Annotated in this window: 18 protein-coding genes; 7 read left to right on the top strand and 11 right to left on the bottom strand. The window is 47.8% G+C overall.

Translation table 11 applies throughout. The features are described from left to right. Positions 1-141 precede the first annotated feature (141 nt). The 6 genes from KIU71_RS16685 to KIU71_RS16710 all read left to right on the top strand — a co-directional run bounded on the left by KIU71_RS16685 (position 142) and on the right by KIU71_RS16710 (position 3,800). Positions 142-1,308 carry an MFS transporter gene (locus tag KIU71_RS16685; protein WP_214132474.1) on the top strand — a complete coding sequence of 389 codons (1,167 nt, stop codon included), beginning with the start codon at positions 142-144 and terminating at the stop codon, positions 1,306-1,308. Positions 1,309-1,310: 2 nt separating this feature from the next. Then, entirely contained in the window at positions 1,311-1,847 is a 537-nt protein-coding gene (locus KIU71_RS16690; protein WP_214132475.1) for a hypothetical protein, read from the top strand. 102 nt (positions 1,848-1,949) lie between these two features. After that, positions 1,950-2,324 carry a hypothetical protein gene (locus KIU71_RS16695; RefSeq protein WP_214132476.1) on the top strand — a complete coding sequence of 125 codons (375 nt, stop codon included), beginning with the start codon at positions 1,950-1,952 and terminating at the stop codon, positions 2,322-2,324. Between the two features lie 25 nt (positions 2,325-2,349). Continuing rightward, entirely contained in the window at positions 2,350-2,853 is a 504-nt protein-coding gene (locus KIU71_RS16700) for a DUF2867 domain-containing protein (RefSeq protein ID WP_214132478.1), read from the top strand. Continuing rightward, positions 2,850-3,401 (top strand): TetR/AcrR family transcriptional regulator, encoded by a 552-nt coding sequence (locus tag KIU71_RS16705; protein ID WP_214132479.1) that lies wholly within the window; start codon positions 2,850-2,852, stop codon positions 3,399-3,401. The genes KIU71_RS16700 and KIU71_RS16705 overlap by 4 nt, the downstream gene beginning before the upstream one ends. A gap of 3 nt (positions 3,402-3,404) precedes the next feature. After that, positions 3,405-3,800, top strand: a complete 396-nt coding sequence (locus KIU71_RS16710; protein WP_214132481.1) for a DUF6463 family protein — start codon at positions 3,405-3,407, stop codon at positions 3,798-3,800. Between the two features lie 314 nt (positions 3,801-4,114). Here KIU71_RS16710 and KIU71_RS16715 read toward each other — a convergent pair whose 3' ends face one another. Together KIU71_RS16715 and folX are read right to left on the bottom strand one after the other, a co-directional pair. Continuing rightward, entirely contained in the window at positions 4,115-5,014 is a 900-nt protein-coding gene (locus tag KIU71_RS16715; RefSeq protein WP_214132483.1) for a TIGR01777 family oxidoreductase, read from the bottom strand. Continuing rightward, on the bottom strand, positions 5,011-5,388 hold the full coding sequence (gene folX, locus KIU71_RS16720) for a dihydroneopterin triphosphate 2'-epimerase (RefSeq protein WP_214132485.1): 378 nt from the start codon (positions 5,386-5,388) through the stop codon (positions 5,011-5,013). The genes KIU71_RS16715 and folX overlap by 4 nt, the downstream gene beginning before the upstream one ends. Before the next feature lie 81 nt (positions 5,389-5,469). Here folX and KIU71_RS16725 point away from each other — a divergent pair, with 81 nt between their 5' ends. Beyond that, positions 5,470-6,492 (top strand): AI-2E family transporter, encoded by a 1,023-nt coding sequence (locus tag KIU71_RS16725; protein ID WP_214132486.1) that lies wholly within the window; start codon positions 5,470-5,472, stop codon positions 6,490-6,492. A 4-nt stretch (positions 6,493-6,496) separates the two neighbouring features. On the opposite strand, the gene KIU71_RS16730 is transcribed toward KIU71_RS16725, so the two are convergent. From KIU71_RS16730 to trpD, 9 genes are all read right to left on the bottom strand, one after another. After that, positions 6,497-7,834: an ATP-binding protein gene (locus KIU71_RS16730; protein WP_214132488.1), complete on the bottom strand. Its 1,338-nt coding sequence runs from the start codon at positions 7,832-7,834 to the stop codon at positions 6,497-6,499. A gap of 4 nt (positions 7,835-7,838) precedes the next feature. Beyond that, positions 7,839-8,522, bottom strand: a complete 684-nt coding sequence (locus KIU71_RS16735; protein ID WP_214132491.1) for a response regulator transcription factor — start codon at positions 8,520-8,522, stop codon at positions 7,839-7,841. After that, a complete protein-coding gene (locus KIU71_RS17900; protein WP_250207605.1) occupies positions 8,519-8,881 on the bottom strand; it encodes a PepSY domain-containing protein in 363 nt (120 codons plus the stop codon). The genes KIU71_RS16735 and KIU71_RS17900 overlap by 4 nt, the downstream gene beginning before the upstream one ends. A gap of 105 nt (positions 8,882-8,986) precedes the next feature. Next, complete coding sequence (gene arfB / locus KIU71_RS16745; RefSeq protein WP_214132492.1) at positions 8,987-9,412, bottom strand: alternative ribosome rescue aminoacyl-tRNA hydrolase ArfB; 426 nt, start codon at positions 9,410-9,412, stop codon at positions 8,987-8,989. 27 nt (positions 9,413-9,439) lie between these two features. Then, positions 9,440-9,739 carry a YciI family protein gene (locus KIU71_RS16750; RefSeq protein ID WP_214132493.1) on the bottom strand — a complete coding sequence of 100 codons (300 nt, stop codon included), beginning with the start codon at positions 9,737-9,739 and terminating at the stop codon, positions 9,440-9,442. Positions 9,740-9,742: 3 nt separating this feature from the next. Continuing rightward, positions 9,743-10,567: a tryptophan synthase subunit alpha gene (trpA, locus tag KIU71_RS16755; protein ID WP_214132495.1), complete on the bottom strand. Its 825-nt coding sequence runs from the start codon at positions 10,565-10,567 to the stop codon at positions 9,743-9,745. Further along, entirely contained in the window at positions 10,567-11,748 is a 1,182-nt protein-coding gene (gene trpB, locus KIU71_RS16760) for a tryptophan synthase subunit beta (RefSeq protein WP_214132496.1), read from the bottom strand. Before trpB ends, trpA begins: the two co-directional genes overlap by 1 nt. Before the next feature lie 15 nt (positions 11,749-11,763). Continuing rightward, the gene (gene trpCF / locus KIU71_RS16765) at positions 11,764-13,167 is read right to left on the bottom strand and encodes a bifunctional indole-3-glycerol-phosphate synthase TrpC/phosphoribosylanthranilate isomerase TrpF (protein WP_214132497.1); all 1,404 of its coding nucleotides are present in this window, start codon (positions 13,165-13,167) and stop codon (positions 11,764-11,766) included. Further along, positions 13,168-14,202 carry an anthranilate phosphoribosyltransferase gene (trpD, locus tag KIU71_RS16770; protein WP_214132498.1) on the bottom strand — a complete coding sequence of 345 codons (1,035 nt, stop codon included), beginning with the start codon at positions 14,200-14,202 and terminating at the stop codon, positions 13,168-13,170. It lies immediately after the preceding gene. Between the last annotated feature and the right edge of the window lie 3 nt (positions 14,203-14,205).

Genomic DNA, 14,205 nt, shown 5'->3' on the forward strand with positions numbered 1-14,205 from the left:
TTACAAAAGTGGCAATACCAATAGGTATAACTAGCTCAATTATTAACGAATATTATTCACTACACAAAGTGAAACCCACCTATTTATTTGACAAATACAGCTCTTAAACTATCGCTATTGTATGCTCTTTAGGAGGTTTAGATGACGAGTTCAAAATATGCGCACAGCTATTTTCTGGTGGCCTTTTGCACTATGGCGTGCATGGCTTACATCAATTTCTTGCCTGCCGTTGTAGACGTAATGATCAACGGGCTAGGTTTGTCTCAGCAGCAGGCGGGCGAAGTAGTGGCAATAAACGGCTATGGCGGATTGTTAGGATTAGCGTTAGCCGTATGCTTGGGTGCTAGCTGCCCTTGGAGAAAAATAGTCGTCTACTGCTTAGTGACTATGATGGTCTTAGATTTAACCTCGCCCTTTACCCAGGACGGTAACTTTTTAGTGGTATGGCGTTTTTTTTCTGGGGTGATGGGCGGTGTGTCTATGGGCATAATGTTTTCATTTATCGCTAGATTACCTGTCCCCGACAAAGCCTTTGGTTTACTGCTTTTTTTACAATTTGTCTTAGGCTCACTGGTTATTTACCTTTTGCCCGAGTTAGAGCGCTCACTCAGTCAATATTCGGCGTTTCACCTTATGGCTGGTTTAGCGCTACTCGGATTAGGTGCGTTGGGTTTTATTCCTAGTCTCGCCCCACTCAAAAATGTAGCCACACCACAAAAACTTAAGGCCAAATTTAGTGTGAATAATATTGCCTTAATGCTCGCTATTTTTAGTTATCAACTTGCCGCGAGTGCTATCTGGGCGTATGCCAGTCAGATTGGCCAACAATTTAAGATACCCCACGGCGAGACCAGCACCATTATTGCCATAACCGGCCTACTTGGTTTAGTTGGTGCATCGTGGCCTGTGTTTTTAAATACTCAGCCACGGCGATATTTTTGGACCCTTGTGGGCATAGGACTGTCTGTTATGAGTGCGGTTATATTGCTTAATATGACCCAAACATATGTCTTTACTGTCGCTCTCGGATTGTTGTTTTTGTCGTGGCCAGCGGTAGTGTCATACACAATGGCAACGCTAGCCGAGCGAGATGCCGATGGGCAGCTTTCTACTATTGCCGGGCTATTTTCATTTCTTGGCTTGTCCAGTGGTCCATTGCTGGCAGCGGGATTAGTTTCGCCGAGTGACTTCTCTAGTGCAATAGTCGCTTGTGCCTTTGCCTTTCTTGTGAGCGGTGTCATAAATGCCAAAGCTATGGCGTCATCGGCACAGATATCACCCATTAATACACAGATTATGGAGAATTAACTATGTTCAAAGCATTATTCCGTTATACGGTAAATTCAATGCAAAAGAGGTATCAATATGATGTGGCCTATATGCATCACATCATCGATCTTGATGGTATGGCGTTTTTGAAACTTATGCTTTTTCAGCCCATTTATAGTCATTCTGCTAATGTCCCTCCTGGCCTAATACATGCTGCGAAGTTAAGAACCGTAATGCGAGCAGACTGTGGCGAGTGTACTGAATTACTCGCGAGAATGGCTCTAGAGCAAGGGCTAGACCCAGCCTTAATTGAGCAAATCCTGACCAAAGACGTGGCTCATTTGCCAGAAGATATTGCCTTAGTGGTGAATTTTACCGAACACAATTTAGATAAAACCATTGAGGCTGATATGTATCGAGAGCAAGTGCTGCAAACATGGGGAGAGAGGGGGCTAATCGCACTTTGCTACAGCTTAGCTTCAACTCAGGTATACCCGTTATTGAAAAATGCCTTGGGCTACAGTCATCACTGCCAAGATATTATGTTAAATCGAACAACAATCCGACCATTAAGATAGTATCCAACTAGTTTGAATAATATTTAACCAATAGACTTTCTCTAAAAGCATACCATATGGTATGGTATGTTTAGTAAGAGAATATTAAGGACGAATATAATCATGAATATGTACCTTATTGCAGCGGCTCTACTATCGATATTTGTAGGACTAGTGCACTCCGCATTAGGTGAAGTGCTTGTGTTTAAAAATCTCAGGCGTAGAACAGTGGTGCCCACCTTATCTGCGGTTCCCTTACAGGCACGCAACGTCAGAATTTTATGGGCCACCTGGCATATTGCCAGCATTTTTGGTTTTGCTGTGGCCTACATTCTCTTTCATGCCTCTACTCAACCAGCCCTCGAGGTGTATGTCATCAATGCCTTAGCACTGGCCATGTTGTCATCTGGGTTATTGGTCATGGTTGCCACCAGAGGTAAACATCCTGGCTGGGTTGGCCTAACGAGTGTGGCCGTGTTGTGTTGGCTTGGCCAATAACATTTATGAAAAGGAAGAAATCATTATGTTTAACTTTGTTACCAGCGGCCCCATTGAACAGCAAGATCGACTGGCCTCTTTTGCTCGCGGTTCTCATTTTAGAGATGCACTAAGCGCCAATATAAACCACCTCTTTATGACCCCTTCACAGCTACAGCACGGTATTTTTGCTCATATGCCCAGTTGGGTGAATACACTCATGTCTATCCGTAACAGGGTAGTAAAGTGGTTCGGGTTTAATACCTCAGAGAATACTATGGTTCCTGAATCTATCGAGTTAGACGTGGGAGACACCGCCGGCTTTATGCACGTGATTGCTAAGTATCCAGAAGAAATTATTTCCTACGCGGAAGATCGCCATATGGCATTTTACCTGTCTGTGAGTAAGCGGAATAACAAGGTGATTGTATCTACCTTAGTCAATCAAAAGACAGTTATAGGTAGACTATACGTGACCTCTATCCTTCCATTTCACTACATTATTGCTCGCGCTGTTATCCATAGTGCAGTTAAGGCGCAACGAATATGAATCAAGCTGGAACGACTCAAGCAAAAGAAGAATGGCTCGAATTTGCACTAAAAGTGCTGCTCACCGAAGGGCCAGAACAAATCAAAATCGGCCCTTTGTGTGAAAAGAAAGGCGTTACCAAGGGATCTTTTTATCATCACTTTAAAAATAGGCCAATGTTTATTAAGGAATTAATGCAATTTTGGTATCACATCATGACCCTCGATTTTATCGCCAAAGCCAATACCGAGGCCACCCCGCTTGAGCGGCTGGAAAAGCTCGACAAGATCATTGCGGAGAAACAAATTGGTAGTGAAAACCACATTCGCGCATGGGCGTTAAAAGAGCCTATGATTGTTGAATATCTGGCCAAGATAGATAGCAAACGCCAACAATATTTGTTCGACTGTTATGTAGAAATGGGGCTTGATAAAGAGTTGGCAAAAGACATAGCCCTTATGGCCTATGCTAATTTCTTGGGGATGCGGCAAATACACCCGGCTCCATCCATGGACACCATCTTGCGAGTCACAGCATTAGGCTCAAAAACATTTTTAGGGAAGGTATAAATCATGAAATATTCTGGATATTACTTACTTTTTACTGGCGTAATACACAACATAATCGGCTTGCTATTAGGCTGGCCGGTTTTAATGGATATGCACCGAGATGTTTGGTTTGCCAGCACAATAGTCAATGGAGAAATGCAGTTTGACCGAGAAGCCATCATTTGGTTTTTAAACGCTGGGTGCTTTTGGATCATGTTTGGTTGGACGCTACAAAAAGCCATTAATCAAGGATTCACCCCACCTCGCTCATTAGGTTGGGGCTTTGCTATTATCGGCGTAATTAACGTGATCATCCTGCCTGTATCTGGCGCCTATTTATTTATCATCCAAGGTGGGATCCTGATTTACGGGGTATCTAATCGCAAACGGCTTGATGCAAAAGTGCACCAGAAAACGTGAAGAAATGATTCCTTAATGTGTTAGAACTATTTGGGAGTATCAGTAAAAGAAATACTAACGCTATGTACAGTCCTTGCCAAGGATTGGTAGCTAAGTGTACAGATGGTTTAGCTGATAGTCTACTGTCCATTTAGGTGGAAAAATGCGTTATCCCAAGGTCCGCTGTACATACTTTTAAGACCTTCAGCATGAAACATTACTACTCCCCTACACCAAGCCGCAGAGTACATTCGCATTGCAAATCTTTCGGTTCCGGCAGTTTTCCCTTGCTCATCAATGCAAGGTCATTGCTGAGTTACCAGTCACAACACGAACTAGGCATCAATAATTTGTGCCAGTGCGTCTTCGAGTTTCGGGTAGAGAAAGGCGAAGCCTTCTTTGTCCAACGCTGAGGGCACAACGTTCTGACCGTAAACCAGTAAATCGGCTGACTCGCCCATCAGGATCCGCAGTGCAAACTCGGGCATGGGGATAAGGGCAGGGCGATGCAGCGCAGAACCCAGTTTTTTAACAAACTGACGATTGGTTTCCGGGTATGGCGCTGTCAGGTTGTACGCTCCTTGGCTGACATCACGGTTCAACAAATGATATATCGCATTGATCATGTCGGTGATGTGGATCCAACTCATGTATTGCTTGCCCGACGCAATCGGCCCACCCAGCCCCATTTTAAACGGTAACATCATTTTGGCTAATGCGCCGCCATCGTCAGAGAGCACAACGCCAGTGCGCAGTAAGCAGACTCGGGTTTGCGCCGAAGCCGCTTGTTTGGCAATACGTTCCCATTCAGCACAGAGCCGGTGCGAAAACTCATCATGGGTATCATCAAATTGCTCGCTGATAGGTTGGCTGCCTTGGCGACCGTAGTAGCCAATGGCTGAACCGCTAATCATGACGCTTGGTGGCAGTGATGACGCCTGAATTAGGTCAACCAGTTGTCGCGTAACATCATAGCGGCTCTGTTCAATGCGTTGCTTTTGCGCATCGGTCCAGCGTTTATCGGCAATGGGCTCGCCGGCGAGATTAATCACCGCCTCAAACGTATCTAGATCAGTCAAATCATCGAGGGTGCTGATTAACTGACAACGGGAGGGGAGCAGGCGTTTCGCTTTGTCGGGGTTGCGCGTTAGCACGGTAAATTGAAACGTACTTGCATACCGATGAATAAATGCGCGGCCAATCAGGCCAGTTCCTCCCGTAATCAATATTTTCATGACGCTGATTTTTCCTTAGTACAAGACAGCATTAATGACACCGAATCAGAAAACCGTAGTGCATGTGGCTTATCCACTTCAACTTCAGCATAGCTTACCCAGCGATGTTCTGCGGCAATGGCCAACACATCAGCAGTCAATTTTTCGAGTAGATAAAATCGATTATCTTCAACTAAGCGAATGATGGCTTTGGTAATGGTTTTGTAGTTCAGGGCATCATCCATCTGGTCACTATTCGTTGCCTGTTCAGCGTCATAATGGATCTTCACATTCACCACCACATCCTGTTTGTTCTTAATTTCATCTTCGTTAATACCGATGTAGGTGCGCAAACGAAGATTTTTGATGCGAATGGTGGCTTGGTTCAGTGTCATGTTGAAAGAGATCCCTAATGTTGTATTCAATATTGATGAGATTTGTTAATTTAACGCCAAATACATTCACTGCATGTGGTCATGGAAGTCAAATCGTCTACTGCCAAAGCGCTGGTTATTTGCGCCTCTGTTGTTATCGTTCTAGCCGGTTTAAAAGCAGCGAACGAAATCGTCGTACCTTTTTTACTTTCAGGTTTTATCGCCATTGCCTGTAGCCCTTTGATCAACTTGGGTTGCCGGTTGCGAGTGCCACGATGGCTGTCGATTACATTGGTTATACTGCTGATAATGGTATTTGGTTTTATGCTAGCAGGTTTAGTCGGTCAATCGATGACTGATTTTCGGGAGAACCTGCCTGAATACCGCGAACAGTTGAGTGGTGAATTTGCCTGGCTTGCTGCCAAACTCGCCACGTTCAATATCCATATCAATACCGACTTAATCCGTCAGCACCTGGATCCTAGCATGGCCATGTCCATGACAACGAATATTCTGGGTGGCCTGGGTGGCGTTTTGTCGAACCTGTTTCTTATTTTGCTGACCATTGTATTTATGCTGTTTGAGGCGGAAAGCATGCCGCGCCGATTGCATGTGGCCATGGCCGATCCTGATATGAAACTCAATCATATTGACCGTTTCATAAAATCAGTAAACAGCTATTTAGCGATCAAAACCTTAGTCAGCTTAGCTACTGGCTTTATCGTTGGTGTGTGGCTATGGGTGCTAAATGTCGACTACTTTATGCTGTGGGCTGTGCTCGCCTTTTTGCTCAATTATATCCCTAATATTGGCTCGATTATCGCGGCTATTCCTGCTGTGATGATGGCATTCGTTCAATATGGCTTTGGTGTTGCCGGACTTGTTGGGCTTGGTTTTATTGTTGTTAACACCGTAATGGGCAACATGGTTGAACCACGCCTGATGGGCAGGGGGTTGGGCTTGTCGACACTGGTGGTATTTTTGTCTTTGATCTTTTGGGGTTGGCTGCTTGGCAGCGTCGGTATGTTGCTGAGCGTACCGTTGACGATGGTGGTCAAAATAGCGTTGGAATCGCGCTCAGAAACCAATTGGCTGGCGATACTATTATCGAGCGATTCGCGCTGATCATTTACGCGCTGGGGAGCCGCACGCTGAAGCGTGCTCCATTGGCTGGACTTTTACTGATACGTAACTGGCCGTCGTAAGATTCGACTAAATCCATGACAACAGACAAACCTATGCCTTGGCCTTCTGCATAGGTATCGAGTCGTTTACCACGGCTTAGAATGTCTGACGCGTGCGCCACATCAATGCCGTTGCCATCATCATCAATGTGAATGACAACACTGTGTTGCTGCTGGTGAGCGCTTATTTCTATCAGCCGCCGTGCCGATTTGCAGGCGTTGTCGAGCAAGTTACCGAGTATCTCAAGTAGGTCGGTTTCATCCGCTTTTATGCTCACGGCCGGGTCACCGCTAATCTCTATATCGAGTTGGCGGCTGGCGTGCACTTTTTGCATAGCCCCCACCAGTTTTTTCAGCACCGGGCGCAACAGAACCGGCATCACTCGAGCCTCAGATGTGCCTACCGCTCGTTTGAGTTGGCGCTGGATAATCTGGTTAATTTGTTGCAGTGGCTCGGTGGCAGAGGGCGGCATCGCGCTATCACCAGACAGCACAGCCAGTGGCGTTTTCAAACTGTGCGCTAAGTCGCCAAGACTATTTTTATAGCGCATTCGCTGCTGGGCCTCGGCGCTGAGTAATTGATTGATACTGAGTTTCAGTGGCTCCAGCTCAGGCGGGTATTGCGCTGTGAGCCGCTCAATTTCGCCTTTGCCCGCAGCTTCAATGTTGCTAACGATTTCTGTGACGGGTGCCAGTAAACGGTGGGAGATAAAATAGATAAGCACCAACAGCACCGCACTAAGAAGCAGTAACCAGCGCCAAAGCGTTGTCATAAACATCTGCTTTTCTTGCTGAAACTCAAACTGTTCATTGAATATCACGAAGGTGACAGGCTCAAATTGACCGTCATTTTCGTATTCAGCACTGTACAAGTAGCGAAAGGGATCCTCTGTTCGGTTAACGTCTGCGATGGTTTCCAGCGGAAACGTATCGAACTGTTCGCTGCCAACCTCGGGCGCAATGATGTTTTGCGGGTCGTTGTAGTCCAACGCTGACAATGAGCGCCACACAACTTCACCTTGCCACAAAACAAAGCCCATATAGCCCGAACCCGGTAAGTTTAATTGTTCTTCGAACAACTGTTGCGGCATGAAGGCGCTGTCTTGGTCTAACTCAAAGGCGGTGATCATGGCCAGACTCATGAGCTTTAATTCATTGTATTTTGCCTGTTCAAGACTGGAGACAAAGGCGCGTTCCAGCGTGAACATCATGGCAGGCACGAATACTAACAACGAGATGATTGCAAAAATTAAGCTGCGCGCACGCAGCGAAATATTGCTCATTCGGCTAGTCGCCTTTGAGATTTTTATTGAGGCGATAGCCGCGACCGCGCAGGGTTTCGATGGGCTTTAACGTGTTTTCCGGGTCAATTTTTTTGCGTAATCGGCCTACAAATACTTCAATCACGTTGCTGTCTAAATCGAAATCCTGATCGTAAATATGCTCTGTTAATTCTGTTTTAGACACTACTTTGTCAGGGTTTAGCATCAAGTACTCCATGACCTTGTATTCATAAGCGGTCAGATCGAGTGCTTTGCCGTGCACGCTGAGTTCTTCACTGCGCGTATCCAGCGCAATGGGACCAAGCTCAATCACGGGGTTTGCCTGCCCGGAGGCGCGGCGGATCAAGGCTTTGATCCGCGCCAGTAATTCTTCGTTGTGAAAGGGTTTGGTCAGGTAGTCGTCGGCTCCGGCATCCAAACCTTCGACTTTTTCTTGCCAGCGCTCACGCGCCGTTAAGATGAGAATAGGGCATTCTACTGAATTTTTACGTGCGCGCCTGATCACATCAAAGCCATCCACAACGGGCAAGCCGATGTCAATGATGGCGAGGTCATAAGGATGCTCGCTGAGTTGAAATAAGGCTTTCTTACCGTCGTCTGCCAGGTCAACACTGTATCCATGATTTCTCAGTAAGGTATCGAGCTGCATCAGCAATCGACTATCGTCTTCTACAACCAATAGCCTCATTGCTCATCCTTCTTATCGATAGGCTGTTTAACCTGCCCTGAATTCTTATCCACATCAACCGATATGACGCGCCCTGACTTCTGCAACATTTTGACGCGATAATCATCCCGACGCCGTTCAACTTTCAGCACACGGCCGTTCATTTGTTCACGCGCGCGTGCAGCAGCCTGACTCTTACTGATATCGCGTTGTGTATTGGTGCGAGCTCGTTGTAATTCACGAATTTGTGCGGCACGTTGTGCTTCTTGCTGAGCGTCGCGTTGCTGCTGTTCTTGCGTGTCTTTTTGCTGAGCAATGGCTGGTTGAACATCAATCACGAACGTCAATACACACAGCAAGATACACCCGATTTTTCTCATACAGACCCTGTCAACTCACCCAAGAGATAACCTTTATACGCAATAGTGTAATGGAAACTTGCAGTAAAGCATACGCTGTGTGAATGAACAGAGCCTGAATTGTTGCTAGTCTAAATCCACTTTGCCGCGTAACGACTTGTTAAGGCCAGTGCGTTTCTTGGCTTCAATACGACGCCGCTGTGAGGCGCGCGTAGGGCGCGTTGGTTTTCGTGTGGGTGGAATGTACGCCGCTTCGTTGATAATAGTGACAAGTCTTTCAAGCGCGTCGCGTTTGTTCGCTTCCTGCGTGCGGTGCTGCTGGGCTTTAATCACCAGAACGCCTTCCGTGGTGACTCTGGAATCATTTCGATTAAGCAACTGTTCTTTTAGCCTGTCTGGCAAAGAGGAGGCGCTGATGTCAAAACGTAAATGGATGGCGGAAGACACTTTATTGACGTTTTGACCGCCTGACCCCTGAGCGCGCATTGCGCTGAGGTCTATCTCACTTAGTGCAATGCTTAGGTTGTCGTTTATGGGTAGCTGTTCTGTCAATCTATCCCTCCCTTTTGTTGACTAACACTACGGCAGCACTTTTTTAAACGGCTTCACAACCACCGATTCATACACTCCTGCGGCAAGGTATGGGTCGGCATCTGCCCAAGTTTTCGCTGCGTTGAAGTCGTCAAACTGAGCAATCACAATGCTACCACTAAATCCGTCTGGGCCGGGATCTTCATTATCAACGGCTGGATTAGGGCCTGCGACCAGTAAGCGGCCTTCTTCAGCCAGTGCGCGTAAGCGCGCCAAATGCGCGGGGCGGGTTTGAAGGCGTTGAGACAGCGTGTTCGGCGCATCCTGAGCAACAATTGAATAAAACATACATTATATTCCTGTGCGTGGCGCTTTAGCCGTTGCGGCTTTCATGTCGCGCACAAATTTATCCAGCGCGGCAAGCATTTTCGGTTCATCATCTACATGTTCAGCGATGATATTGACCGTGGCTGAGCCTGAAATCGCCCCGGCCGCCCCGGCATTAATCGCGTCGTTTACCTGTTGAGGCGTGGAAATACCAAAACCTAACAAGGGGGGCGCAACGTCATATTGTGTGAGTTTATCGATTAGCGCTTTCGCTGGCACAGCGGCAGCGGTTTCTGCGCCTGTCACGCCAGCCCGTCCGAGCAAGTACGTATACCCTGAGGACTTTTCACCGATGGTTTTCAATGTTTCATCACTGGCATTGGGAGGCGCAATGAGAATTTGCTGAATACTGTGCTGCTGGGCTGTATCGATAAACCGTTGCGCCTCGCGCAGGGGGACATCGGCAATAAGTATCGAATCGACACCAGCCTGCGCCGCATCATCATAAAATGTGTCAATCCCTCGCTTGAGTACAAGATTGCTGTAAAGCAGCAAACCTATCGGCACATCCGGGTGTTGCGCACGAATATTGCGTATGATGTCAAAGCAATCCGTTGGCGTTATCCGACTTTTCAGTGCTCGTATGCTGGCGCGCTGGATAGTGGGGCCATCTGCAATGGGATCAGAATAGGGAATACCAAGCTCTAGCGCATCGGCACCACTGTCGATCAATTGATTGATAATCGATTCGCTGACGGATTTATCCGGATCACCCAGCATCACAAATGGCACAAACGCGCCTTCATTTTTGGCTTCTAAACGGTTGAACAGGTTTCTGTAGCGATCCATTATTCATCGTCTCCTAAAATGTTGATCACGTGGGCTAAATCTTTGTCGCCACGCCCTGAGAGGTTAAGCACAATAATGGTGTCATCTTCAGCCTCGTCTGCCATGTTGAGCGCATGGGCGAGTGCATGAGAGGATTCCAACGCAGGAATAATACCTTCTTTACGTGCCAATAGTTTAAACGCATTCAACGCCTCATCATCAGTCACGGCAACGTATTCGGCGCGGCCAATGTCAGACAAATAAGCGTGTTGTGGGCCTACAGCGGGGTAGTCCAAGCCTGCTGAGAGTGAGTACGATTCCTCAATCTGACCGTCTTTGTCTTGCATGATATAGCTGTATGCGCCGTGTAGAATACCTTTCGAGCCCGTGCAAATTGTCGCTCCGTGTTCTTTGGTGTGTATACCTTTACCGGCCGGTTCAACACCGACCAATCGCACCGATGGTTCGTCAATAAAGTCGGCAAACATGCCAATTGCATTTGAACCACCGCCAACACAGGCAACCACGGCGTCCGGTAAACGGCCTTCTTTTTCCATGATTTGGCGGCGCGTCTCTTCACCGATCATGCGGTGATATTCCCTGACGATAGTGGGAAACGGGTGAGGGCCAGCGGCCGTGCCAAGCAGATAATGCGCGGTGTCGTAGTTTGCTGACCAATCACGCATTGCTTCATTAACGGCATCTTTGAGCGTACCTGATCCTGCATTCACGGGGATGACTTCAGCGCCCATCAGTCGCATGCGAAACACGTTCGGTGCTTGGCGTTCTACATCTTTTGCACCCATATAGATGCGCGCCTTGAGCCCCAGCAACGCGCAGGCTAGCGCAGTGGCCACGCCGTGTTGACCCGCGCCGGTTTCCGCAATGACTTCTTTTTTACCCATGCGTTTGGTTAACAGCGCTTGGCCCAACACCTGATTGGTTTTATGAGCACCTCCGTGCAGAAGATCTTCACGTTTTAGGTACAATTTCACCTTCGGGTTTGAGACTAAGTTTCGGCTCAATGTCATTGCTGTGGGTCGACCCGCGTAGTTTTTCAACAGGTCAAAGAACTCTTCTTGGAATGACGCATCCTCTTTGGCATCAATAAATGCCTGTTCAAGCTGGTCAAGCGCGGGGATCAATAGCTCTGGCACGTACATGCCACCGTATTCACCAAATTTTGTCTCAAGTTTGTGCATATCTTTTACTCCAATTTAATAAGCGCGTAACGCTGAAAACAGTGCGTCTAATTTTTGCTTATCTTTGTGGCCTGGTAACGCTTCAACGCCTGAATTCACATCGATTAGGCCCACGCCCGTGGCTGCCGCCTGGCGTGCGTTTTGTGGTGAAATTCCGCCGGCCAAAACCACAGACGGCAAGGATTCGATCTGCGATAGCAGCGACCAATCAAACTGCTTACCTGTGCCGCCACTCTGGCTGCCGACTTGGCAATCCAGCAGCACGCGATTACAGGTAGCTCGCAAGGTATTGTTGGGGTCTGTCAGCGCTGCTGGCAATGACTCAGAAATACCCAGCGCTTTCCAAATCTCACAGCAGTCAGCAAGGCGCTCGCGCAAAGCAGCCATGTACTCTGTTGACTCGCTTCCGTGGAGCTGTACCACAGACAAGCTAAGGGTATCTGCATAGCTGGCAACGGTATCAATATCTTCATCGACAAAAACCCCTACGTAGGGCTGTGCAACCGCATGAGCGATCACTTGCGCATCCGCTAACGAAACGGCTCGTGGTGATTTTGCAGCAAAAATAAGCCCGGCATAGTGCGCAGGGCTATCCGCCACCCATTGTGCTTGCTCTACTGTGGTGATCCCGCACACTTTGACTGCGGGATAAAGTAAGTCGGTAACAGCGCGAGCCAGATCGTCTTGCGCCATGAGTGCACTGCCGACCAAAAAACCATCGCAAAATGGCGATAACCGAGCGACATCCTGATGCGTATAGATGCCACTTTCCGAAATAACCACATGCTCAAAATCAACGTCTTTAAGCAAGGGGACGAGTCGTTCTGTGGTCGCTAAATCGGTACTTAAATCACGCAGATTGCGATTATTAATCCCGATAATATTGGCTTGCAATGCAATAGCGCGGTGCATCTCTTGTTCATTGCTCACTTCGGTTAAAACGTCCATGGAATACTGGCGAGCGAGTGTGGCTAGCGTTCGATATTCGTCATCGTTGAGCACCGACAACATGAGTAAGATCGCGTCAGCTCCGTGAACGCGCGCCAGATGAACCTGATACTCATCAATGAAAAAATCTTTGTTGATGACTGGTTGTGTTACGCGCTGCGTGACAAAGTCGAGATATTCGTAAGTGCCCTGAAAATACTTTTCATCTGTGAGCACCGAAATACAGGCTGCGTGGGGCGCATAGGCAGTGATGATTTCTTCTAAATCAAAGTGTGCTCGAATTAAGCCTTTGCTGGGTGACGCTTTTTTACATTCAAAAATGAATCCCGTCGACTCAGCAGACAACGCTGCGAAAAATGACTTTTCCGTGGGTTTGATACGGTCTACAAAATCTGCGAGCGGCCGAGCTTGTTTGCGCTGCTCAACCTCTTTGCGCTTGTCCTTAACAATTTTTTCTAGCACATTGGCCATCTATACGGTCTCCTGACTGAGTTTTGCCGCTGCTTCTATCGTGTTGAGCGGTTTTCCCTGTTGAATCGCATTCATGGCTAATTCAGCAGCGTCTTTGTACGTTGTTGCGACGCCGGTTAACTGGATGAGTGCCGCCGCATTAATCGCAATCGCTGCGGTGTGCGCCGCTTTGCCCTGACCCGCTAGTACGTCGGCAATTAGCTGTCGGTTCTGTTCGGGATCGCCGCCGGCAATTTCTGACAGCGCATATCGGGGTAAACCGAATAATTCCGGACTCAGCTCAACGGCTCGTTGACCTTCCTCGCTAATTTCGATGCCGTGTGTTACGTCATGGATGGCAATTTCATCTAAACCACTGCCATGAACAATTAATGCTTTTTCGCTGTTCAAGCTTGCTGCCGCGTCGGCGTAGGTTTGCAGCAAAGAGGGGCTATACACCCCGAATACACTGTGAGTTGGGGCTGCCGGATTTGCCAGCGGCCCTAAAATATTAAACAGTGTGCGCGTTTTCAGTGAGGTTCTCACCGGCATCGCGTACTTCACACCGGCATGGTAAACCGGCGCGAATAGAAAGCAAAAGTTAGTTTGGTCTAAGCTATTCCTTGCAGCCGCTGGCGACGACATGAGCGCATAACCAAAGGCGTTGAACAGGTCCGCAGAACCTGATTGACTGGAAACGCTGCGATTGCCGTGTTTAGCCACTTTTACTCCACAGCTTGCAGCAACGATCGCTGCAGCGCTGGAAATATTGATGGTGTTATGACCGTCGCCGCCGGTACCGACGATATCTGCAAAGGCGTAATCAGGTCGGCTAAACTCAGCGGCATTTTGACGCATGGCATGCGCTGCACCGGCGATTTCGCTGGGACGTTCGCCTTTTATTTTTAACCCTACAAGCAAAGCGGCAAGTTGAGCGTCATCAAGCTCGCCCTGCATCACTGCGCTAAACAGCAAAAAGCTGGTGTTTTGATCAAGTGTCTGACCTTGATAAATCTGCTCTAGGGCAGCGGTAATCTGTGAAATATCTAACGCCATGCT

Source organism: Alteromonas oceanisediminis (genome assembly GCF_018474025.1).
Lineage (GTDB): Bacteria > Pseudomonadota > Gammaproteobacteria > Enterobacterales > Alteromonadaceae > Alteromonas_E > Alteromonas_E oceanisediminis.

Bases quoted from the DNA above. Each gene is read 5' to 3' on its own strand.
- KIU71_RS16685 (WP_214132474.1), top strand. From the start codon at position 142: ATGACGAGTTCAAAATATGCGCACAGCTATTTTCTGGTGGCCTTTTGC.
- KIU71_RS16690 (WP_214132475.1), top strand. From the start codon at position 1,311: ATGTTCAAAGCATTATTCCGTTATACGGTAAATTCAATGCAAAAGAGG.
- KIU71_RS16695 (WP_214132476.1), top strand. From the start codon at position 1,950: ATGAATATGTACCTTATTGCAGCGGCTCTACTATCGATATTTGTAGGA.
- KIU71_RS16700 (WP_214132478.1), top strand. From the start codon at position 2,350: ATGTTTAACTTTGTTACCAGCGGCCCCATTGAACAGCAAGATCGACTG.
- KIU71_RS16705 (WP_214132479.1), top strand. From the start codon at position 2,850: ATGAATCAAGCTGGAACGACTCAAGCAAAAGAAGAATGGCTCGAATTT.
- KIU71_RS16710 (WP_214132481.1), top strand. From the start codon at position 3,405: ATGAAATATTCTGGATATTACTTACTTTTTACTGGCGTAATACACAAC.
- KIU71_RS16715 (WP_214132483.1), bottom strand. From the start codon at position 5,014: ATGAAAATATTGATTACGGGAGGAACTGGCCTGATTGGCCGCGCATTT.
- folX (WP_214132485.1), bottom strand. From the start codon at position 5,388: ATGACACTGAACCAAGCCACCATTCGCATCAAAAATCTTCGTTTGCGC.
- KIU71_RS16725 (WP_214132486.1), top strand. From the start codon at position 5,470: ATGGAAGTCAAATCGTCTACTGCCAAAGCGCTGGTTATTTGCGCCTCT.
- KIU71_RS16730 (WP_214132488.1), bottom strand. From the start codon at position 7,834: ATGAGCAATATTTCGCTGCGTGCGCGCAGCTTAATTTTTGCAATCATC.
- KIU71_RS16735 (WP_214132491.1), bottom strand. From the start codon at position 8,522: ATGAGGCTATTGGTTGTAGAAGACGATAGTCGATTGCTGATGCAGCTC.
- KIU71_RS17900 (WP_250207605.1), bottom strand. From the start codon at position 8,881: ATGAGAAAAATCGGGTGTATCTTGCTGTGTGTATTGACGTTCGTGATT.
- KIU71_RS16750 (WP_214132493.1), bottom strand. From the start codon at position 9,739: ATGTTTTATTCAATTGTTGCTCAGGATGCGCCGAACACGCTGTCTCAA.
- trpA (WP_214132495.1), bottom strand. From the start codon at position 10,567: ATGGATCGCTACAGAAACCTGTTCAACCGTTTAGAAGCCAAAAATGAA.
- trpB (WP_214132496.1), bottom strand. From the start codon at position 11,748: ATGCACAAACTTGAGACAAAATTTGGTGAATACGGTGGCATGTACGTG.
- trpCF (WP_214132497.1), bottom strand. From the start codon at position 13,167: ATGGCCAATGTGCTAGAAAAAATTGTTAAGGACAAGCGCAAAGAGGTT.
- trpD (WP_214132498.1), bottom strand. From the start codon at position 14,202: ATGGCGTTAGATATTTCACAGATTACCGCTGCCCTAGAGCAGATTTAT.